Consider the following 22951-nt stretch of genomic DNA (forward strand, 5'->3'; position numbering starts at 1 on the left):
TAATTGTGTTACTAAGCAGATTTCGCTATGCTTAGAATAAGTTCGTGTGCAATTCGCCTAATTACTTGATGGAATGGGAGGCTTTTGACTGATGAATTCTCAAATAAAAAATGTTCTAGAAAATATAGAAAAGGTAATTATTGGGAAAAGAGAGGTGGCTGAGCTTAGTATTGTGGCCTTATTGGCTAGAGGGCATGTATTACTAGAAGATGTACCTGGTGTTGGCAAGACAATGATGGTACGCTCCCTTGCAAAGTCCTTTGATGCCCAATTTAAACGTATTCAGTTTACACCCGATTTATTGCCATCTGATGTTGTGGGTATTTCGATTTATAACCCAAAAACAATGGAATTTGAATTTCGTCCAGGACCGATTATGGGTGATGTTGTGTTAGCGGATGAAATTAATCGTACTTCTCCCAAAACACAGTCCGCATTACTTGAGGCTATGGAGGAGACCTCTGTTACGATTGATGGGAATACCCTTGCGATTAATCAGCCATTTTTTGTAATGGCTACACAAAACCCGATCGAGCATGAAGGAACATATCCATTACCAGAAGCTCAGCTTGATCGATTTTTATTAAAAATTAAGATGGGTTACCCTTCAAGGGGAGAGGAAGTAGAGATTTTGCGCAGAGCTGAAAATGGCAAACCGATTGAGCAAATTAAGTCTGTGTTATCTGTCGCGCAATTAATTGAATTACAGGAACTTGTGCAAGGTGTCTATGTAGAAGATTCAGTTAAAAGTTATATGGTGGAGCTTGCAAGTCAAACAAGGGAACATAATTATGTCCATTTAGGCGTAAGCCCACGAGCAACTATTGCGCTTATGAAAGCTTCTCAAGCCTATGCATTTATGAAAGGGCGTAGCTATGTAACGCCAGATGATGTTCAATATTTAGTACCATTTGTCTTTAGCCATCGCTTGGTTTTAAAACCAGATGCACGTTATGATCATGTAACAGCGGACGAAATTCTTGAGCGTATTATTGCCCAAACACCAGTGCCAACAAAAAGGTTTGCAGAACAATGAAGCGAGGAAAGGCTTTCTTTGACAAAACCAAGCATTTCCTACTAGTCCTGTTATTAATGGTGTTAACATTTTGTTATGCCATGTTTCAGGGCGGATTTGTTAGCTGGTTTGTATTTTTTACAGTGTGTCCATTTTTAGTGTATGCATTATTATTCTTTATTGTAAAAGAAAATATCTTACTAGTAGAGCGCAGAATTGAGCCCGGACATGTAGAGCGAGGACAATCGGCAAAAGTCTTCATTACCATAGAAAGAAATACACGTTTCCCCTTTGCTTATATGGTGATAGAGGAACAAGTAGATAGTGAAGGGCTCGTTCAAGCTAAAAAACAGAGTGTGAATGCTGTAAAATTCGTTGGCTTTCGTAAAAGGTTTAGCTGGCATTATGAATTGGACAATATGCCGCGTGGAGAGCATCGTTATTTAGGCGTGACCATTCTTTTCTATGACTTTTTTGGCTGGGCTAAAAAGCTAATCATCGCAGAAAAGGAACAAACGATTTTCGTTTATCCAAGAATACGAGAGATGAAATATGCTGCTCTCCAAACAAAATATGATGTTGGTCCTATGCTATCTCCTTATTCGATTGTGAAAGACACATCGATGGCTGTTGGTTTACGTGAGTATGTACCCGGAGATCGTTTCTCATGGATACATTGGAAATCATTTGCGAAAACGCAAACTCTACAATCGAAAGAATTTGAGGATCGACAATCATCGGAGTTAATGCTTGTGCTGGACGCTAAAAATTCACCATTATTTGAAGAAAAAATTGAGCTAGCGGCATCTATGCTACAAATGATTGTGCGAGAACGTGGAGATATCTCCTTTATTGCGGCAGGAGAAATTACAAAAGTATTTCCTGTTATTCAGGGAAATAAACAGTTGGACCAGGCTATGCATCATTTAGCGGCTATAAAACCTACAGAGCATGTAAAATTTCGTTTCTATGATCAACAAGCCTTCAAGCAAGTTGCAACATTGCTGTATGTAACAAGTGATGTATCAGAGGAGTTACTACATACTCTTGCAAATATAGTAAAAAGCTGTATTTGCTTTATAGTGACAAAAGAGCCACCTGTACAATCGGAGCTTATGACACGTTATAAACATATGCAGATCATTTATGTAGACCCAACAGACTTTTATCAACTATTCACGGAGGTGATGAAGCCGTGAAGCAATCCGTAGCGGAATTTTTAGAATTAGCTGTTGCTTATCTAATTATATTTTTTATTTTACGTGAATGGCTTGTGCCTATTATGCAATTAACAAATACTGGAGGATTTCAATTTTTCCTAGTCTTTATTGGCTTATCACTAGTGCTGAGTTTATTACAAGTGCATCCATTATTATCAGGAGTAGTGAAGTTTGGTTATATTACTTGGTTTATTGCTTATATTTATAATGATCGTCCTGTATTATCAAGCGGGACCTTACCATTCTTATTATCAGAATGGAAATGGAATATGACAGCCATTTTATCGGGTGATTTTGGACAAGTATCAGATGCTTTTAGAACTGTGTTGTTCCTTATTCTTATTTGGATGTTAATTTATTTAATTCATCATTGGGTTTCAGTGAAAAAAAATATATTTTACTTTTTCGGAATGACGGTATTCTTTATTGCCACATTGGATACATTTAGTGATTACGATGGTAAAGGGGCTATTGTAAAGGTTGTTGTATTAGGTTTAATTATGACGGGTGTGCTGTTTGTTAAACGATTATGGCTTCAAGCGGATGCCACAAGTAATATTGTAGAAAAATGGAAGGTTATTATTCCAATGCTTGTTTCTGTCCTGCTTGTGAGTACGGTAGCATTCTATTTACCAAAGACAGGACCGACCTGGGCAGATCCAGTGCCATTTATAAAAGGGGTTACAGGTCAAGTGGGCAATGGAATAGGTCAAAAAACGGTTGGTTATGGCGAGGATGATAGTCAGCTCGGTGGACCCTTCCAAGGAGACGATACATTAGTATTCACTGCTACTTCCCGTGATCGACATTACTGGCGTGTTGAAACAAAAGATACGTATACAACAAAGGGCTGGATTGTGTCAGAGGAAGGCATGAATGAAGTACCGTACGAGTCAGGTATGCTAATTAGAACGTCTTTACAAGTGGGATCGCCTGAGGATGAACGTCAGGCTCAGCTAGAAATGGATGTACCGTTACCATTTTTAATTCAAACATATGGTTTCATTGGTGTTTCAGCTCAAGATTCTGCTTTATTTGTTCAGAATGAGCAAACTGAAAAGGTGCTGATTAAGCAGCACAATGGCGAATCATTATTACTACCAAGTTATTCATTATCTTATAGTGAGCCTATCTATAGTATGGAGCAGCTTCAAATGTCGTATACTTCTACACTTGAAACGTTAGATGCATCCTTTGATCGTTTTTTACAATTGCCAGATGAATTACCAATACGCGTAAGAGATTTGGCGATGACGATTATACAAGACGAGTCTACCGTATACGATCAAATTAAGGCTGTAGAAAATTATTTTAAAACAAATGGCTTTAGATATGATAAAACCGAGGCAGCGATTCCGGCTGAAAATCAGGATTATGTCGACCAGTTTTTATTTGATACAAAGGTAGGCTATTGTGATAATTTTTCAACCTCTATGGTTGTGCTGTTACGCTCAGCAGGTATACCAGCTCGCTGGGTAAAGGGCTTTGCACCTGGGCAACCAGGAACAATGTCAGATGGTATGCGCGAATATAAAGTGACAAACGATAATGCACATTCATGGGTAGAAGCCTATGTACCTGGAGCAGGCTGGATGGAATTTGAGCCTACAATCGGATTTACAGGAAATATCAATATTGATTATGACCTATCATTAGATACACCTGAGCAGCAGGAGGTAATAGAGCCTGAACAAAAACCAGAGCAGCCACAGCAACAGGAGGCTCAGAAAACACAGAATCGTTCAACACTGAGCTTAGATGCTATCTGGACATGGCTGAAAAAACTCACGTATGTATGGGTTGTGCTGTTGGTTTTACTACTGATCACAGCGATTACTTTGTTCTTCCAGCGTAAAAAATGGATTCCAAAAATGCATGTGCGTGCATACCGTAAAAAGGCAGCGGATTGGTCTAGCTTTGATTCCTCTTACCATGTTTTATTGAAACAGCTAGCCCGCATTGGTCTACGTAAAAGAGATGGGGAAACTTTGCGTGCATTTGCAGAAAGAGTGGATGCAGCGTTAGAAACAGACGAAATGCAAAAGCTCACAGCTGTATATGAGCAGCACGTTTATGGAAATGAAGCGCAAGAGATTGATTTTGTAAAGCTGAAAGAAAGTTGGGAATATTTAATCAATCGCACAATCAGTTGATTTTAAGCGAGACAAAGAGTAAAATGAAAAAAATAAAATGCAAGGATTGCTTTCATATAAGTTCGATAATAGGGTTCGAATGTTTCTACGAAATCGCCATAAATGATTTCTCTATGAGGGTGGATGTTTTATTTAGATGAAAAGAGGTTATTGAGAAAGATTGCCTAAACTTCTATACTAAAATGCCACCATCATCGTTGCAAAGAGCATGTCTAAACAAGATATGCCTTTGTGGCGCATTCCCCCTTTATAATTATGTAAGAACTTATAAGCGCGTAGAGAGTGGTGTACTTTCTTCGCGTTTTTCTTTGAACACATGAACATATCCTTTAAAAATAGTAGAAGAGGTGGAAATTTTGTCAGCTAGCCCTTTATTAAAAGAGCAAGAAAAAATCGTTGTACTGGACTTTGGTAGCCAATTTAACCAATTAATTACGCGTCGTATCCGTGAATTTGGTGTTTTCAGTGAATTGCACCCACATACGATCACTGCAGAAGAAATTAAAGAAATGAACGCAGTGGGTATTATTTTTTCAGGTGGTCCAAACTCTGTCTATGATGAAAATGCTTTTCATATTGATCCAGCCATCTTTGAATTAGGTTTGCCAATTTTAGGGATTTGCTATGGTATGCAATTAATGGCACATACAAATGGCGGTAAAGTAGAAGGTGCTGAAACACGTGAATACGGTAAGGCAGAAATTCAAATAACAGCATCGAATAAGCTATTTGGCGAGCTACCAACTGAGCAAGTTGTATGGATGAGTCATGGCGATCATGTAACAGAAGTGCCAGCTGGATTTGAAGTCATCGCCACAAGTGCAGCCTGTCCAATCGCTGCAATGGCAAACGTAGAACGCAAACTATATGCCGTACAATTCCACCCAGAGGTACGTCATTCTGTCTATGGTAATGACTTGTTACGTCAGTTCGTGTTCGATATTTGTGAAGCAAAAGGCGATTGGTCAATGGCAAACTTTATTGAGCTAGAAATCGCAAAAATTCGTGAAACAGTAGGCGATAAAAAAGTATTATGTGCGCTTTCCGGTGGTGTAGATTCATCCGTTGTAGCGGTTTTAATCCATAAAGCAATCGGCGATCAATTAACATGTATGTTTGTAGACCATAACTTAAACCGTAAAGGCGAAGTGGAGCAGGTCATGAAAACATTCACAGAAGACTTCGACATGAATTTGATCAAAATTGATGCACGTAAGCGTTTTATGGACAAACTTGCAGGTGTATCTGATCCAGAGAAAAAACGTAAAATTATTGGAAATGAATTTATTTATGTATTTGATGAAGAAGCGGCTAAGCTGGAGGGTATGGATTTCCTAGCACAAGGTACCCTGTACACAGATATTATTGAATCGGGTACAGCAACGGCTCAAACAATCAAATCACATCATAATGTTGGTGGTCTGCCAGAAGATATGCAATTCCAATTAATTGAACCACTGAAAACATTATTTAAAGATGAAGTGCGTGCGTTAGGTTTAGAGCTTGGCCTTGACGAGAAAATCGTTTGGCGTCAACCATTCCCAGGTCCTGGTTTAGGTATCCGTGTGCTTGGTGAAGTAACAGAAGAAAAGCTTGAAATCGTACGCGAATCTGACTATATCCTACGTGAAGAAATCGCCAAAGCAGGTCTTGATCGCGATATTTGGCAATACTTCACGGTGTTACCAGATATCCGTTCAGTGGGTGTGATGGGCGATGCACGTACGTATGACTACGCAATCGGTATCCGTGCCGTAACATCTATCGACGGCATGACTTCCGACTGGGCACGTATCCCTTGGGATGTACTAGAGAAAATCTCTGTGCGCCTAGTAAACGAAGTAAAACACGTGAATCGCGTGCTGTATGATATTACTTCTAAGCCACCTGCAACGATAGAGTGGGAATAAGGTGCTAACTTGATTTGAAGTGGGAATGTCTATTTAATTGCATTTGTCCTACTCAAAAATGAAGAAAATGCATTAAAAATAATATAGTTCCCTGCCAAGAAAAAATTTTGGTAGGGATTTTTTTTGTATTGGGTCTTTGAAATAAATAATGGAATTATTTTTTTAATAAAACAAAACAATTAGTGTTTAATCGGGCTATCTGGTGAAATGATGTGTCAATCAATAATAGTATAATAGTCTCAATCAAATATGTGCAATACTTTGTGAGAAAGTTAAAACACTGTATCGAGGTATTCGAATTATTGTATGGTATTTAATATAGATTTTGTGGAAACTAACGGGCAGTACACTGGAATAAGTATATGCTATGATACTCATTTAATGATAGGTATTAAACTGATCAGACTATTGTAGTATGTTGAAAATCGTGGTATATTTTAATGCTATTAAAAATTGAAATGGAGGGGGATTTAATTGACTTTGCCAGACGACAATGCAAAATCTACAAATGAAGAAAACTCCAAGAAGTAATGGTTGGAGAGCTAAAACCTCATAATGCACAAATTACACTCCTTGACTATGATCCGCAATGGCTGAAGTTATTTGACCGAGAGGCTAAAGGGATTTATTCCATACTTGGTAAAAAGGTACTTCAGTTGGAGCACGTTGGATCAACTTCAGTATCAGGTTTATGTGCTAAGCCAATTATTGATATTTTATTGGTTGTGAAGAACTCTGCTGACGAAAGTGCTTATGTTCCTGACTTGGAGGGAGCCGGCTACACTTTACGTATTCGAGAACCAGATTGGTTTCAACACCGCCTATTGAAAGGTCCCGACACAAATATTAATTTACACGTATTTAGTAAAGGCTCATCTGAGATAGACCGAATGTTGCGATTTCGCAATTGGCTAAGGATTAACCATTCCGATCGAGATAAGTATGCAAATGTAAAGCGTAACTCAGCTCGCTGTAAATGGAAACACGTCCAAGACTATGCGGATGCAAAAGATTCAATAGTACAGGAAATTATGGAGAGAGCAAAGGTGGACGATGAGAAGAAGGGTTGAAACTTACAAAAGGCTGACTTAGTTCCAGCCGATTAGCAATTTCTCCACGATTAGAGGTCCATCAGGTAAAAAATTCACCGATAGCCATTCGATTTGGTTCAGTTACGCACCCAGCTCCCATGTCTGGAATTTTGTTTAAAATATCTCTCACCCCTTAAAATAAATATCTATTTTTATCATTGCTCCCCCTTTTTTATTTAAAATCCAACCTCTCCCTAAGAGTATTTGACGTAAAAGAATTCATTGTGTCGCCACAAATAATATCGTACTTGTCTTTCTGCCAGCCTAATGCTTTATAGAGTAGAAATGCCTCTTTATCACAGTCCGCATTTTTTCCTGACTGTCGAGTGACATTAAATTTCTCACATTCAGTCACTAGCGTCGCATTAAAATAATTAAGCCTACTATTATAATTAGAATTTTCTGTAACTTATCAATCGCATAAAAAAAGCCTTTATAATGGTTTGGTGGTAGGTACCTATCCAAATCCAAAATAAAGGACATCGCATGGATAAGTTTACACGAAAAACATCATTTGAACAATGGTTTTCACCTATTTCGACTGACTTAGTTGAAGAACTGGTGAAAGCCTCCCGATTAAATTACTATACAAAGAAGCTTCATATGGCTTCATTTATGAGATTATTACTATTTGCACAACTCCACGAAACGGAGAGTTTGCGGGCATTAAGTGATTGTGTCTTTTCGGAAGAATTGCAGAACGCAACGAACCTCAATTCGATCAGTTTCTCTCAATTAGGTAGACGACTGAATCAAATTCCGACTGAGTTTTTTCAAACGATTTTTCTAGACTTAGTTGCACAAATTCATGAAAAGACAGATTTTCAAAATAGACGAAAAATGACGACTCCACCGAAAATCATTGATTCAAGCACTTTACCATTGAACCTGAATAATCATAGATGGGCAAAATTTCGTAAAACCAAATCTGGAATCAAACTTCATTTGCGCCTTGTCTTTATGGAAAAAGGTTGTTCCTATCCAGACAAAGCGGTGCTTACAAACGCGGTTGAACATGATCGCGGTCAGCTTGAAGTACTCGTTGATGACAAAGAATGCATGTATGTGTTTGACCGTGGCTATTTGGATTATGAACGGTTCGATCGCATGACAGATGAAGGCTACTTCTTCGTCTCTCGTTTGAGAAAAAATGCGGTTATACGCCTGATTGAACCATTTGAGTTAGCGGAAAATTCACCGGTTTTATCCGATGAAATGGTCGTCATCGGAACGACGCAAAATCGACCTGAGAATGTGTTTCGTTTGATAAAAGTACTGGATACAAAAGGAAACGAGTTACAATTACTCACGAATCGATTTGATTTAAGTGCAGATGAAATCGCTGAACTATACAAATCACGCTGGGCAATCGAATTGTTTTTCAAATGGATGAAACAACATTTGAATATCAAAAAGTTTTACGGGCAGAGCGAGCAAGCTGTGCATAACCAAGTTTACATCGCGATGATTGTATACTGTTTGAATGTACTGGCCCAGTTGAACACGAAAAGTAAGCGAACCTACTTACAAATTAGTCGGTATTTAAAAGCTGCTTTATGGAAATCCGCACACATTTGGTTACGCAAAATCCAAGAAAATAGCGTCCCATAAAGCTTTCTAGTCTCTGTTGCACTCGTCAAAGGTTATAGTAAAAAAATGGATGTTTACTACCTCGGTTTTAGTGTTTTCGATTTTTCATTAAAATCGGGAAAAACCAAAACTGAAAATTCAGACTTTGTTTATGCGACGCTAGTGACATTCAGTAAGTTCTTTATTTTTGTATTTTAGAAAATTTACAATTGAATGATGTTGACTGAAATGTTGTTCATGACAATAGCTTTTTTTAAAATCCCAACGCCAAGGTTTCTCTCCGATATTTTGACATGTTTCAAAAAATTGCTCTACGCTATATATTAGTTCTCAATTCCTTTCCTGTAATTGATTTTGAAAAAATTTCAGCAATGCAATATGCTTAATTGTTTTCGCTTCCATATATTGGTAATGTTTAGTTTTTGTTCAACTCCTTATGATAAAGTATATCAGGGCCAAATAGTCTATATGGGCTTTTACAGCAGAGACTTGTGGTCAAAAACGTTGACATATGGGATCATGCCTAGTCATCTGATACTCCGCAACATTTCAAGGAGGGGAGAGGTAGACCCCTATAGTCGGTAAGAACTATCAAAGAGAGGAGGATGTTTTCATAGTGAAACAAAAACGCAGTATATCGGTATTGTCAATTTGGCTAGTAATCATGCTTATTTTGCAAACACTGACCTTCGCTGTCCCTGCATCTGCAACTAGTGTAATAGACCCTACAACAGAGGTGTCTGCAGTAGACGAATCCATTAATACTGATAATACACCAGCCAATGAAGACAGCACAGCAAGTACCGATGAGCCATCAATCAATGATGGTGAACCCGTCAATACAGATGAGCCGGCAAGTAATGAAGGTGGCTCAGAGAATACGGGTGAGCCTACCAGTAATGAAGGTGGTTCAGAGAATATGGATGAGCCAGCAAGTAATGAAGGCGACTCGGCATCTACTAATGAACCAGCAAGTGATGAAGAAAACACAGTAGATACTGATAAGCCAGCAGATAATGAAGCTGATCCATCTGAAGCAGAAATGCCATTGGATATGCCAAATAAGCTAATTATGCCAATGTCAGTAGGTCCTACGGATAAAACAGCGATATTTATGGCAGCTAATTTATCATTTCCGCTAGAGGTAAAACAGGGAAATGCTGTTATTGATCCAAATGGTACTATTCAAGGTAGACAACAATTCACACTCAAGTCGGAAGGTCTTGATTTACCAGTAAATGGTGATGATTCAAATCCAACGAATGCCAATCCTGAAATGTATATTCAAAAGGGTGACTGGATTGAATTGAAACGAGAAGACCATTTCAAGGAAGTCGTGCTACCAACAGCCACTAAAGTTTTAAATGCACAGACTGAGTCAGGTATGAGAAAACTTGGTACTGCCTACTTCACGTCAAATAGTATCAGAATTGTATTTGATGGTGACGATAACTTTTTCAATGGTGTTGGACGAAATATTGTCTTCAGCTTTGAAACGACTGCTGATACTGATGTAACTGGAATGGCATATGGTGAGATAAAACCAATTGATATCTTTGGGGCAGCCTATCAGCTACGAAATCCAGATGTTACGGCGGCGTATAGCATTACATTGGCTGCTGATAACGCGCCAAAGAACGGTAGCTGGACTTGGTGGTACCCAAATCAACAGGCATATAAAGATGGCTATTTAACTTTCCAGTCAATTGCGTCTTCTTTTGATCAGTTAGATCAAACAATTAAGTTAGTAGTAGATGGAATGACCTTTTACACGAAGCCTTCCGATTACCGTATGGTCTATGTGCCAGGAACTTTCAAAGTAAATGGCACTTTGGTAACGCCAACTATTAATGAAGATGGCAGTCTGAGCTACACTTTCCCTGATGGGACAGGAGTAGATCCAAAGGTTGAGTACCAAGCATGGTTTCATAAGGCGTTATACTATAAGGAGTATCGAGGTTTGGGGATGGATCCTGGTCGTAATAATGGGCAAGGATTTACTCCATCTGTACAACTAAAGGATGAAAGTAATACAGTACAGGCAGGAGCATCAAGAGAAATGTGGACTGCACCTGACTGGATTCAAGCCAGTGCCTCGTATGACCATTCTAGTGAAACAATCACATGGACAGTGAATGTCAACAGCGTATATAACAAAAAAGGCTTAAAGGACTTTACCATCACAAATGTGCTCCCTGATGGGTTGGAATTTGACTCAGCTACATGGCAGACATGGGTAGATGGTGTTCAATCCGTTAAAACATCAATTACACCAGATGCGAATGGTATTTATTCGTTTGGAGATATTGATGGTAGAGTGGAGCTAGTGATAAAGAGTAAGGTGATAAATGGCTCTAATTTCAGGATTGATCCACGTGCCAACTGGAATTTGGATACACCAAATGATATTCAGAACAATGATGTGACGAGTGGTTTAAGACCTGCTGCAGTAACTGACGAGGCAATTGTTACTGTTGGTGCACATACATTTGCAAAAGGCGGAACTGTTTCACAGGAAGATTTCAATCTTGGTGGGGTGACATGGACAGTTAGCTTAAAACCACAATATGCTTTGCCAGATGCGGTAGTATATGATGTGCTCGTGCGTGGTGGAGATTTAGGTGTCTTGGACCATGCTGTGGATGCAACTAATGAGGTGGATGCAGCAACCATTGCAAAAATAAAAGCAAATACCAATGATGCACAGCTTTGGAAGCAATATCATCCAGGTAGCCTTAAGAGTGCAAACGGTCTAAATGTGAAAGCTATTCCATTGACGGTGAGTGGTGAAGTGGTAGCAGATTTAATCAAAGTGACAGGCTATACTACGGATCAGAATGCTTCTTTCAGTTTCCGAGCACTTGAAACGAATCCAGACATTCTTTTTAGACAGAATATTAATACAAATAAAGTGGAATGGAATCGTGCCTTATTATTTGATGGTGGAGCGGTAAAGATCGCACAAAATTCTGTGAATCTTCATGTGACGATGTTAAATAAGGAAATGCTCTTTGCGTCAAAGCCATTAAAGGTAGATGGTACACTTGAAAATGTTACGCTAAATGATGTGAGGAACTATATTAGAGATGATAATAATGAAGCATGGACGATTTCCGCTTATGATCAAATAACGAAAACAGTTACCTTCCGTTTAAGTGTAAATATGCCAGGTTATAATACCGATGAAATGGAAAAAGATGGTGGGAATCGAGTAGCTAGTAATATTAAACTAGTCGATACGTTACCTGAAGGTTGGGAGTTCGTACCGTTTTCTGATGAGAAAGAATTTGAGCTTTGGGAAGGTTCCTCAAGTAATGGTGCATATGCTTCAGGTCGTTCAGATTTGAGGAACGATGCGAAAAAAATTATTGAACCAGGAACGTCTGCCCATGTCGTAAGTTTCTCTAAGAGCGGCAATGTAGGAACATTCAATTTCTCTAAATTGGAAAGCCCTTATATAATTTTAGTAAAGGCAAGGCCATCAAATGCAGCATTAGCGCAATATTTAGAGGAATACACAACAAATGGTACAACAAAGCAAGTATTGTATAACAAAGCCGACTTTCATATGACATGGGGCGGAGTAGAAAAGGTTGTGACTGAACAACGTAAGGTGATTGTACCTGTTCGGGCACTAAGTAAATCTGTTAATAAGCCATTTCCAGGTGTACTAGAATGGACAGTAAATTATGCGCCACCATTCAACATGGAGCAAGGCGTTTACTTGCAGGATACGATTGGCGCGGGGATGAAGCTACGTTATGATGAAAGTGGCAACCCTATACTGGCTGCACCTAGTATGGCAGTATATCGTGCTAAACTGACAGCAGGTGGTACTCTGGAACGGGAGGGCACAGCATTAGATCTTAGTGCTCCGAACGCTGAAGTTCAGGTGGAGGTTGCATCAGGAGCGGGAGGCACAACAGTTATCAAGTTTCATTTGAGCGACCCAAATAAACTTTATCAATTTGTGTACCAAACAGAGGTTGATAGATCTCAAGAACCAAAAGCTGGGGACAAAATGGGCAATGAAGTAAAGCTAATGGGCGATGATAGATTGCAAGCTATCAGTGCAAAGAGTGAAACTACGCTAGATAGCTCAGATGTAGCTGGTAGTTCAAGTTCCAATGCATTATTACCATTGACAAAGGTAGATCCAGATGGTAATCCATTGAGGGGCGTATGCTTTAAATTGTATAAAAAGAGCGATGGAACAAAGATCGCAGAAGGAACAACAGCTAACGATGGAAAACTTAATCTGCTGTTTCCTGATCCAGGGTACTACGAATTAGTAGAAACTTGTTATGATGAAGACACTTACCTACCAAATACAAAAGTTTATCAAGTATATGTAGGGAATACGCCAGGAAAGCCTATTTGGGTAGATGGTGTAAAAATAACTTCCAATGACCCATTAATCGTGCCAACTCCTGCTGCGGGTGGCTTAAAAATTGATAACACGGTAACAGGTAATGGTAGTGACCAAGAAAAAGATTTTAGTTACACAATTGTCTTTGATGGGGAAGACGAGAATGCGGATTATGAATATGTTAGGGATGGAGTAAAAGCTACTATAAAAAGTGGCGAGTCTATCATTCTGAAGCATGGCGAGGCAATTACATTCCCTAAACTACTTGAAGGTCTTTCTTATACTGTTACACAACAAAGCTATGTAGATGATGGCTATACAACAGACCCAGAAACTTGGGTGTATAGTGGCGCAATTGAAAAGAGTAAAGTAACCGAGTTGAAGTATGTCAACAACCGAACAATACACGGACAGCTGTTGATTGATAATACGGTAATAGGTAGCGGTGGTAATAAAAGTAAAGACTTTGAATATACAATTACTTTCATTGGAGAAGGTGCGAACGGGGCGTACACGTATACGAAACCTGATGGCACGCCAGGAACAATCCAATCAGGTCAAAAAATTGTATTGAAGCATGATGAAAAAATTACTATTCACAATCTGCCTGTGGGTCTTGATTACACAGTTCACCAGACAGATTATACGAATGAGGATTATACGACTACACCAGGGGACTTTATCTTTACAGGTAAGATAGCAGAAGGACAGACAGCCGAGGCGCACTATATTAATAGTAGAGAGATGCCGGGTGGCTTACTAATTAGCAACACAGTTAGTGGCAATGGCAGTGATGAGAGCAAGGAATTTGAATACACAGTAAGCTTTACTGGTCCAGGTGCAGACAGTATCTATCATTATACGAAATCGGATGGTACTACAGGAACGATTAAATCTGGAGACAAATTCCAATTGAAACACGGGCAAACATTGCTGATTGAAGAAATTGTAAAAGATACGGCATATACTGTAACAGCAACAGACTATACGACAGATGGCTACACAACAGCACCAGTAAGCCGAGCGTACACAGGTACAATCGAGGATAATAAAATTGCTGAGGCACCATTTGAAAATGCCCGTTATCTTCCAGGTACACTTGCTTTAGAGCCAAAAGTTCAAAAGGTGCGTGGAGATGGTAAAACACCTACTGAGTTGACAGCCACTTTAACAGGAGAGGATGGCACGCCAGTAGAGGGCGAGGAAGTTGTCTTTTTCGTGGATGGTGAAGAAGTAGGAAAAGGAATTACTGATGAGCATGGTAAAGTGACAATTTCATACACGCCACCGAAATTGACGGAGGTAACACCGAAGGAGCATGAAGTGATTGCGAAGACGGATGCTACTAGCCCATCAGGTGTTCCATATAATGAAGATGATGCAATTGTCATCACAATGCCAGCAGCGCTTACGGGTGTTTTACGTAACAATGAAACTGGAGAAGTCATTCCTAATGCAGAGATTGTAGTAAAAAATGAAGAAACTGGTGAAGAAGAAACCATCACTACTGATTCAGAAGGAAGGTACTATCATCCTGTTCAACGAGATGAGAAGTATACGATCACTTATACTCGAATAATTCCTATTGGTGGCGTACCAACACCTATTCCATTTACACAAAAAGCGATTATTGAAGACACAGATGTGACAACAGAGGGTGACTTAATTCCAGCAGAAATTACTGCTGTAGGGATTGTACTTTTCAAGCAGCCTAATGGTAACACAGCATTGCTGAATGAGGCATTTGCTGGCAAGTTAAATGTGTATTTAAAGGATACAGCGGGCAACTATGTTTCGGAAAATGGCACTCCAAAGGCATTTCCTTTAAAGGAAAATGGTACTTTCTCAGCAGAGGGATTAACAACAACTAATTACATGCTGGAAGTACGATATGAATTTGAATCAGGTGAAGAATTAATACTTGTTAAGGATAAAGTGCTTAACTTGGCAAATATTGACGAGCTGAATATCTCAGAAGAATTAGTTGACCCATATGGCACTGTTTATGATGAAACGACAGGGGATGAAAACACTGGTGTAAAAATCGAAGGTGCTACAGTAACATTGTATTATGCAAATACGCCACGAAATATTGCAAAGGGAATTGTCCCAGGCACGAAGGTAGTATTGCCGGCAATTCCAGGCTTTGCGCCGAATGATAACGCTAGCCCAGAGCAACTTAGTAATCTTAATGGCTTTTATGCATATATGGTATTCCCAGAGGCGGATTACTATTTAGTTGTAACAAAAGAAGGCTATGAAACCTATACAAGTCCAATCATTTCTGTTGAATGGGATATTGTAAGACACGATATACCGATGAAGCCAATTACTTCAGGCGGTAACCCAGGAGGCAATCCAGATCCAGGAAATTCAGGAGGTAACCCAGATCTAGGGAATAACCCAGGCAATCCAGGAGGCAACCCAGATCCAGGAAATAACCCAGGTAATTCAGGAGGTAACCCAGATCCAGGGAATAACCCAGGCAATCCAGGAGGCAACCCAGATCCAGGAAATAACCCAGGTAATTCAGGAGGTAACCCAGATCCAGGGAATAACCCAGGCAATCCAGGAGGCAACCCAGATCCAGGAAATAACCCAGGTAATCCAGGAGGTAACCCAGATCCAGGGAATAACCCAGGTAATCCAGGAGGCAACCCAAATCCAAGGAATAATCCAGGTAATCCAGGAGGCAACCCAGATCTAGGGAATAACCCAGAAAATTCGGAGGGCAACCCAGATCTAGGGAATAATCCAACTAATCCAGGGGGCAACCCAGATCCAGGGAATAACCTAGAAAATCTGGGAAGTAAGCCTGATTTAGGAAATAATGCTGAAGAACCTAGCAACAAGCCGAATTCTAAAAATAATCTTCAATTCAATGCGAATAGCAACAACCAACCTAATGATATTAACCATCAAATCAATAACAGCGAAGCAAATGAAGATAGTACACTTGATAATGTTCCAAAAACAGGAGATGATAGTGTGTCGCCGATCTTCTATATGGCCTTGGCGCTTATGTCCTTAATCATGCTAGGCTTCCTGTTATTTGGTAATAAGAAGAAAAAACACATTTAGTAATGGGAAAGGCGGTAAGAAGATGAGTAAAATAAGAAAATTTCTTATCGCCTTTTTCACAGTTTTGCTTGTTTATTCGCTTGTTGCTCTTACAAAAAATTACTTGCAAGATTATGCTGAAAATCAGCAGATAAAAAAACTAGCAGAGATACGTTATAAAGAAAATACGAACGATGAGAGAACAACTGCACCCGTTAGTACAAAGATACAAAAGCCGTCCATGCTTCCCGAGTTTCAAGAGCTTTATAAGCAAAATTCAGATATTATCGGTTGGCTGAAAATAGATGGCACTCGCATTGATTATCCAATTATGCAGAATCAACAGAATGCACAGTATTATCTTAATCATGGTTTTGATCGAGAAAAAAACAAAAATGGACTTCCCTTTTTGGATGAACATAGCCGGATAGAAGAGTCAGCTATTTTGCTTATTCATGGGCATCATATGAAAAGCGGATCAATGTTTGCAGATTTGGAAAAGTACAAAAATGAAAGCTACTATAAGGAGCATACAACGTTCCAGTTCAGTTCACTTTACGAGCAGGAAGAGTATGAAATCATAGCCGTTATTTTATCCCAAGTGTACAACCAAGCAGATGACGTTTTTAAATATTACCGAATTGAGCAGATAGCAACACCTGAAGCATTTGATTCATATATTCAAAATATTAAACAGCTCGCACTTTATGACACAAAAGTAACTGCACAATATGGAGATAAGCTGATTGTTCTGTCAACATGTGAGTACTCAACCGAAAATGGTCGATTAGCAGTAGTCGCTCGCAAGCGTGAATGATGATGCTTTAACGAATAAAAATGCCAAGCGTTGATTATGAAGTGCCCCCTAAAATTTAGCCAGCTTGGATAAAATGAATTCAGTAATGCATGAGGTAGCTGAAAAAGTCCGAAAGATTAAAAAAGCGATTGCGGGAACGTATTTACATTTCTGTAATCGCTTTTTCTTTCACTTCTCGTAGCTTAGTAGAATAAAAAAATTAACTAGAGATGATGCGACCATGATTTCTGATCAAAAGTCAGTCCGAATATGGCATAATCATTCCAAAAGATCATATGCGTCGCCAAATTAATGAACACGTAGAGCCTAGACGAGCTAAAATAAAAATATGGTTAATGGGCGAAGTGTGATTCTATCGTTTCGTATGTTCAAATATTTACAAAGATAAAATGATAAATGCTTAAGCTTATAAAACATATAAATCATTATTTTGAGTGCATAATTAAGTCGCTGTCTTTACAGCAAGGCTAATTAGCAGAATGCCTGCAAACTTTTGAAAGATATTTTGGAACAGCGGTTTTTTCATCCATTTCTTCGCAATATCCATGAAATACACGACTAGTAAAAACCAGCCCACTGCAATAAATGTAAGAATGAGCCCCAAAACAATCAATTGCTGATTGATGTTGGCATTCAAATCAATAAATTGCGGCATAAATGTGATATACACTAAAATCGTTTTGGGGTTAAGGATATTGCTAATTGCTCCTTGCAAATAGGCGTTTTGCCCAGAAGCTTGTGCTGTTTTGAACTCTTCCAATGACAAAGTCGCTTGTGTGAATAATGCTCTTATTCCTAAATAGCATAAATAAGCTGCACCTAAATATTTAATCATATTAAAAAGCAAGGCTGATTGGGCAATAATAATAGACAAGCCTAACACAGTAATGATTGTCCAGAAAAGAAGCCCAGTCGCCATTCCAAGTATCGTATAACGCCCAGCTCTGGCACCGTGGTTTAGTGTGTTTTTTATAATCAATATTGTATCTGTGCCAGGCAGCATAGTCATTACTAATGCCATTAATATATAGGCCACTAAATTGTCCATTTGCATCTCCTTGTCGTTTCATTTATGAAATAGTATGTTAGTAGCGGAAGGCTTTCGATTTATTTTGTTATGCTCATTCACATTACTTCTTTTGTTTCAAAACTTTTTAGATATTGTTTAGGAGTTAAACCAAATGTTCTTTTAAAAAATTTTGTAAAGTGGCTTTGGTCACTAAATCCTGTTAAAAGCTAACCTCAATGGGTCGAATCCCTTCTTCTAAAAGTTTTTTTGCATGATTAATGCGAATTGTTTCCAGATAGCTATAGGGTGAAATGCCCTTTTGTTTAGTAAATGTCCTTAACAGATGATATTTACTCCATCCTGTTAATGCTCTTAACTCTTCCAGATTAATTGTTCGTTGATAGTTTTCCTCTAAGTAATTCGCTATCACCTCGATTTCTTGTGATATTTCTACTGTGTTTGACTGGATAGGGAGATCAGCATTTGTTTGAATCAGTTTTTCTATTAAATTTAAAAAAAGCTCCTCTTTCCTAAATTCCTTTTCCTGTTGCAGTATGGCCATATGTGACGCTCTAAGAATATCTACAATATCACTTTGAAATAGAACATTGTGTTGGAAGTATGGGAGTTGTGCATTTCCTTGAATTTCTACGATTAGTTTTGTCATGATTGTTGGGCTTATATTAAGACAACGGTAATCCAAGGTTTTTCCATCGATCTGTTCACAGCTATGTATGTCATATGGATTGAATAGCAGTAAATCTCCAGGATGTATCGTGTAAGCTTCTCCTTGACAAATAAGATGACGTTTTCCTTTTTCGATATAACCTATCACGTAATACTCATGAAAATGAGGAGGGAATTTTTGCATAATGCCCTTAAATTGATATGCTTCTATACCTAAATTAGTATCTTGATAAACGATTCTAGTTTCACCTTTCATTTAATTGACCCCCTTGCCCATCAGTGATGATTCTCAAATAATAACATCTATCTTTTCTTTTTTCTTGTACGATATTGCGCGAATGCTATTCATAAATAAATAGTTTAATTACTTATCCCTGTTTATGATCTTGGTGTGAACAGCTTTTTATAAATCCTTAGCAACTCTTGGCATTATTAAATAACAGTATTGATGTTAAAAAGGTTTGGTTATATTTATAATAATGGTAAGCTTCAGATTGATTAAGTGAGGAAGAGGGATATACAGGCGTATCACTAGTTTGCATCTGGAAAGTTTTAAGAGGTTTGAGAATAAAGTTCTAAATTTTGAAGGCAATTTTTCCTTAATTGTTGGAGACAATGGACAGGAAAAACAAGTAGACTAGAAGGTTTAAGTATAGGGGGGATAGCAGGAATTAAAAAATGATACTGAGTCCCGTGCATGAATGGAGGTATATATAAGAATGGGAGATTTCATGCTAATTTTTAAGTTCAAATAATTTTGTCATCACTATAAGCGGTCTACAATGATAATTTGACCTTTCTATAAATAGTGCATATGGACACTAAAGTTGGATAGGCTACACTTAGTTGGACAGAATTTTTAAGGTCAAGTAGACTACAAATAACACATTTGAGGAGAATCTACATGACTAAAAGAGAACGCCGAACATTTACTGAAGATTTCAAGCAACAGATCGTGCAGCTGTACCAAAATGGAAAACCAAGAAAAGAGATTATTCGTGAATATGATCTTACTCCTTCATCTTTAGACAAGTGGGTGAGTCAGAGTCAAAAATCAGGTTCTTTTAAGGAGAAAGACAATTTAACAGATGAACAAAAAGAATTGATGGAACTCCGAAAAAGAAACAAGCAACTAGAAATGGAAAATGACATTTTAAAGCAAGCCGCGCTGATACTAGGACGAAAGTAAATGTAATCAAGAATAATCAACACAAATACTCGATATCAGCAATGTGCAAAGTCCTGCAAATCCCTAGAAGTACTTATTATTATGAAGCAAAAGAAAGAGTATCGGAGGATCCCGTTACCTCTGATGTAATCGATATTTTTCACGCAAGCCGTCAGAACTATGGAACACGTAAAATCAAAGTAGAATTAAAAAAGCGCGGTCATATTGTTTCCAGGCGAAGAATTGGGCGCATCATGCAGGAGCAGGGTCTCGTTTCTTCATACACAATCGCTCAATTTAAACCACATACAAAATCCTGTAATGAATCAGAACAAACAAATGAACTAAATCGTGCATTCGCACAGGAACAAGAAATGACCACAATCGTTAGCGATTTAACGTACGTAAGAGTCAATCAAAAATGGAACTACGTATGTGTCTTTGTCGATCTCTTTAATCGGGAAATCGTCGGTTTTAGTACAGGGCCAAATAAAGATGCATTACTCGTTTATCGTGCGTTAGCTTCTATCAAAGTCGATCTTAATAAGATACAGCTTTTTCATACGGATCGTGGAAATGAGTTTAAAAATAATTTGATTGATGATGCTTTAAAGACTTTTAATATCCAACGATCCTTAAGTATGAAGGGCTGCCCGTATGATAATGCAGTAGCTGAAGCAACATTCAAAATCATCAAAACAGAGTTTGTGAAGGGCAGACATTTTAGTAGTTTAGAAGAATTAACAAGGGAGTTAAAGGACTATGTTCACTGGTTTAATAGCATAAGAATTCATGGAACCCTTGGATATGAAAGCCCAATTGAGTACAAACATAGACACCTTAAAAAAATTGTCTAGTTTAGTGTTGACATACCAAGTTCTCTACATAGAAGCAAAAAACTTAGCAGCCCCTGTTGAAGGATGTTGCTAAGCTTTTATAGTATTTGAAGAAAAAATTAAGTTAAGTAGATGGGAGAAATTGATTTTTTATAAAGAAATGATGTATTTCTTGTGCAAATTCATGAGGGTGCGTAGAGTTTAGCTCATGTCCACCATTGTTTATTATTCGTAAAGTGACATTATGTAATATAGTTGCTAATTGTTTGGCTGCCTTTAAATTGACTTTATCTTTTGAACCACAAATAATCATAGCTGGTAGGGTAATTACTTGTAATTGTTGTTGTAGATGTAAGTTTTTTATAGAATCCATTAAATAGATGGCTTGCTTTTTTGTGATGCCTATCGTGTCAAACGTTTTCTTAGGCAGGCATTTAAAGACCATTGTTTGTACGCTTAACAAAAATTTGCTTGGTGCAAATTGGGGGCCGGAGACGATAAAGCCTTTTAACAGCGGTGAGCCTTGCACTGCTTGTTGTAACGTTAAAACGGCTCCCAGTGATAAACCACAAAGGATATAGGGTTCGTTTATTTTTCTTAAAAATAAAGAAAGCTGTTGATTTAAAACATCTAAATTAAGTTCATCACTATTATTAATTTCGTGAAATAATGGATATAATACAACATCTATTTCCTTAAGCTTCTCACAAACAGCGTGCCAAGACACTATGGTTTGTCCAAGCCCATGAAGCAGAATTAATTTCACTGCATAGTCTCCCCTTAGATACCATATTTTTCTTATAGTATAGCATAATTTGTTATGTGTATGCTGGCTTAACAGGTGTCTAAATGCCTGTTGGACTAAGAAAAAGGTCTGGATAGATTTTTGTGATTCGCTTTTATCAAATAATTAGAAATACGGCATACAGTTTTCCGAAAGTATTATTAGACAGTATAATACTGTTTTAAATTTAAACAATTTAGTATGAAAGGGTGGGGTGATTTTGACCCAAAAGGTTACAGCAAAAGATGTTGCAAAATTAGCAGGGGTTTCACAATCCTCTGTTTCAAGAGTATATTTTGAGGGGGCATCAGTCTCCCAAAAAACAAGGGAGAAGGTATTGGAGGCAGCAAAGGAACTAGGCTATCGACCAAATGAATTTGCACGTAGTCTTATTACAAATCGAACCAAAATCATTGGATTAGTGATGAAAGGAGTACAGAACCCCTTTTATCCGGAAGTGTTAAAGCAATTTACCTCTGAATTTAAAAAAATAGGCTATAGTATTTTATTTGTTCATACCAATAATGATGAAATTCAAAAGGATGATATTGATATATTACTAAATTATCATGTAGCAGCTGTTATTATTACAGATGCCACGTTATCTTTAAATGCAATGGAGGAATTTAAAGATAATAAAATTCCTGTAGTTCTATTTAACCGAAAGATTGAGAAGAGTAGTTTTTACTCTGTGTGCTGTAATAATTTAAATGCAAGTGAGGCTATTGGCGAATTTCTAATTGCAGAAGGTTGCTCCACATTAGCTTATATTGCTGGTAATGCAAATACATCGACAAGTATAGAACGTGAAAAAGGGTTTACTACTATTCTAAAAAAACATCATATTCAATTAGAGAAATATTCATCTGACTATACCTATAAAGGCGGTTATGATATAGCAAATGAAATTATTGCAAAAAAACATTTACCAGATGGATTTTTTGTGGCAAATGATATTATGGCTTTAGGTGTGCTTGATGCTTTACGAGAAAATAATATTTCGATTCCATTTGATACAAAGGTCGTTGGATTTGACAATATTGAAATGGCTGCTTGGCCAACTTACAATTTAACAACTTGGGAACAACCAATAGATAAAATGATTGCAGAAACGATGGCTTATTTAATTAAGGAAATTGAGCATTATACTGGGTTTGCTAAAAATATTGAAATCGATGGAAAATTAATTGTTCGAAAAACAACATAAAAGGGGGTTGACTAACTGAAGGTTTTAGCATAACC

12 protein-coding genes, 1 pseudogene and 1 riboswitch are annotated in these 22951 nt (G+C 38.0%); of the genes and pseudogenes, 10 read left to right on the plus strand and 3 right to left on the minus strand.

The genetic code is table 11. From position 1 onward, the window contains the following. The first annotated feature begins 91 nt into the window (after positions 1-91). From ADM90_RS12565 to srtB, 8 genes are all read left to right on the plus strand, one after another. Entirely contained in the window at positions 92-1036 is a 945-nt protein-coding gene (locus ADM90_RS12565; RefSeq protein ID WP_053995346.1) for an AAA family ATPase, read from the plus strand. Then, positions 1033-2214: a DUF58 domain-containing protein gene (locus ADM90_RS12570; RefSeq protein ID WP_053995347.1), complete on the plus strand. Its 1182-nt coding sequence runs from the start codon at positions 1033-1035 to the stop codon at positions 2212-2214. Before ADM90_RS12565 ends, ADM90_RS12570 begins: the two co-directional genes overlap by 4 nt. Continuing rightward, a complete protein-coding gene (locus tag ADM90_RS12575) occupies positions 2211-4388 on the plus strand; it encodes a transglutaminase TgpA family protein (RefSeq protein WP_053995348.1) in 2178 nt (725 codons plus the stop codon). Before ADM90_RS12570 ends, ADM90_RS12575 begins: the two co-directional genes overlap by 4 nt. Before the next feature lie 32 nt (positions 4389-4420). After that, positions 4421-4522, plus strand: a riboswitch (purine riboswitch). Between the two features lie 222 nt (positions 4523-4744). Then, entirely contained in the window at positions 4745-6298 is a 1554-nt protein-coding gene (gene guaA / locus ADM90_RS12580; protein ID WP_053995349.1) for a glutamine-hydrolyzing GMP synthase, read from the plus strand. Between the two features lie 530 nt (positions 6299-6828). Further along, complete coding sequence (locus ADM90_RS12585) at positions 6829-7368, plus strand: GrpB family protein (protein WP_053995350.1); 540 nt, start codon at positions 6829-6831, stop codon at positions 7366-7368. A 507-nt stretch (positions 7369-7875) separates the two neighbouring features. After that, positions 7876-9000, plus strand: a complete 1125-nt coding sequence (locus tag ADM90_RS12590; RefSeq protein WP_053994015.1) for an IS4 family transposase — start codon at positions 7876-7878, stop codon at positions 8998-9000. 595 nt (positions 9001-9595) lie between these two features. Further along, the gene (locus ADM90_RS12595; protein ID WP_053995351.1) at positions 9596-16429 is read left to right on the plus strand and encodes a DUF7601 domain-containing protein; all 6834 of its coding nucleotides are present in this window, start codon (positions 9596-9598) and stop codon (positions 16427-16429) included. Positions 16430-16451: 22 nt separating this feature from the next. Then, a complete protein-coding gene (gene srtB / locus ADM90_RS12600) occupies positions 16452-17225 on the plus strand; it encodes a class B sortase (RefSeq protein WP_053995352.1) in 774 nt (257 codons plus the stop codon). 442 nt (positions 17226-17667) lie between these two features. Here the strand turns inward: srtB and ADM90_RS12605 are convergent, their stop codons facing one another. After that, a complete protein-coding gene (locus ADM90_RS12605) occupies positions 17668-18273 on the minus strand; it encodes a LysE family translocator (RefSeq protein ID WP_053995353.1) in 606 nt (201 codons plus the stop codon). 77 nt (positions 18274-18350) lie between these two features. After that, a pseudogene (locus ADM90_RS12610) lies at positions 18351-19177 on the minus strand (AraC family ligand binding domain-containing protein). A 648-nt stretch (positions 19178-19825) separates the two neighbouring features. On the opposite strand from ADM90_RS12610, the gene ADM90_RS12620 reads away from it, so the two are divergent. Continuing rightward, positions 19826-20946 (plus strand): IS3 family transposase gene (locus ADM90_RS12620; protein ID WP_152927986.1). Its coding sequence is split into 2 segments (ribosomal slippage): positions 19826-20075 and positions 20075-20946, totalling 1122 coding nucleotides; the frame shifts between segments, so codons are not numbered across the junction. Between the two features lie 103 nt (positions 20947-21049). On the opposite strand, the gene ADM90_RS12625 is transcribed toward ADM90_RS12620, so the two are convergent. Next, positions 21050-21691 carry an alpha/beta fold hydrolase gene (locus ADM90_RS12625; RefSeq protein ID WP_053995354.1) on the minus strand — a complete coding sequence of 214 codons (642 nt, stop codon included), beginning with the start codon at positions 21689-21691 and terminating at the stop codon, positions 21050-21052. A 238-nt stretch (positions 21692-21929) separates the two neighbouring features. Here ADM90_RS12625 and ADM90_RS12630 point away from each other — a divergent pair, with 238 nt between their 5' ends. Further along, positions 21930-22916: a LacI family DNA-binding transcriptional regulator gene (locus ADM90_RS12630; protein ID WP_053995355.1), complete on the plus strand. Its 987-nt coding sequence runs from the start codon at positions 21930-21932 to the stop codon at positions 22914-22916. Positions 22917-22951: the final 35 nt, after the last annotated feature.

It is taken from the genome of Lysinibacillus macroides, from assembly GCF_001281525.1.
Lineage (GTDB): Bacteria > Bacillota > Bacilli > Bacillales_A > Planococcaceae > Lysinibacillus > Lysinibacillus macroides.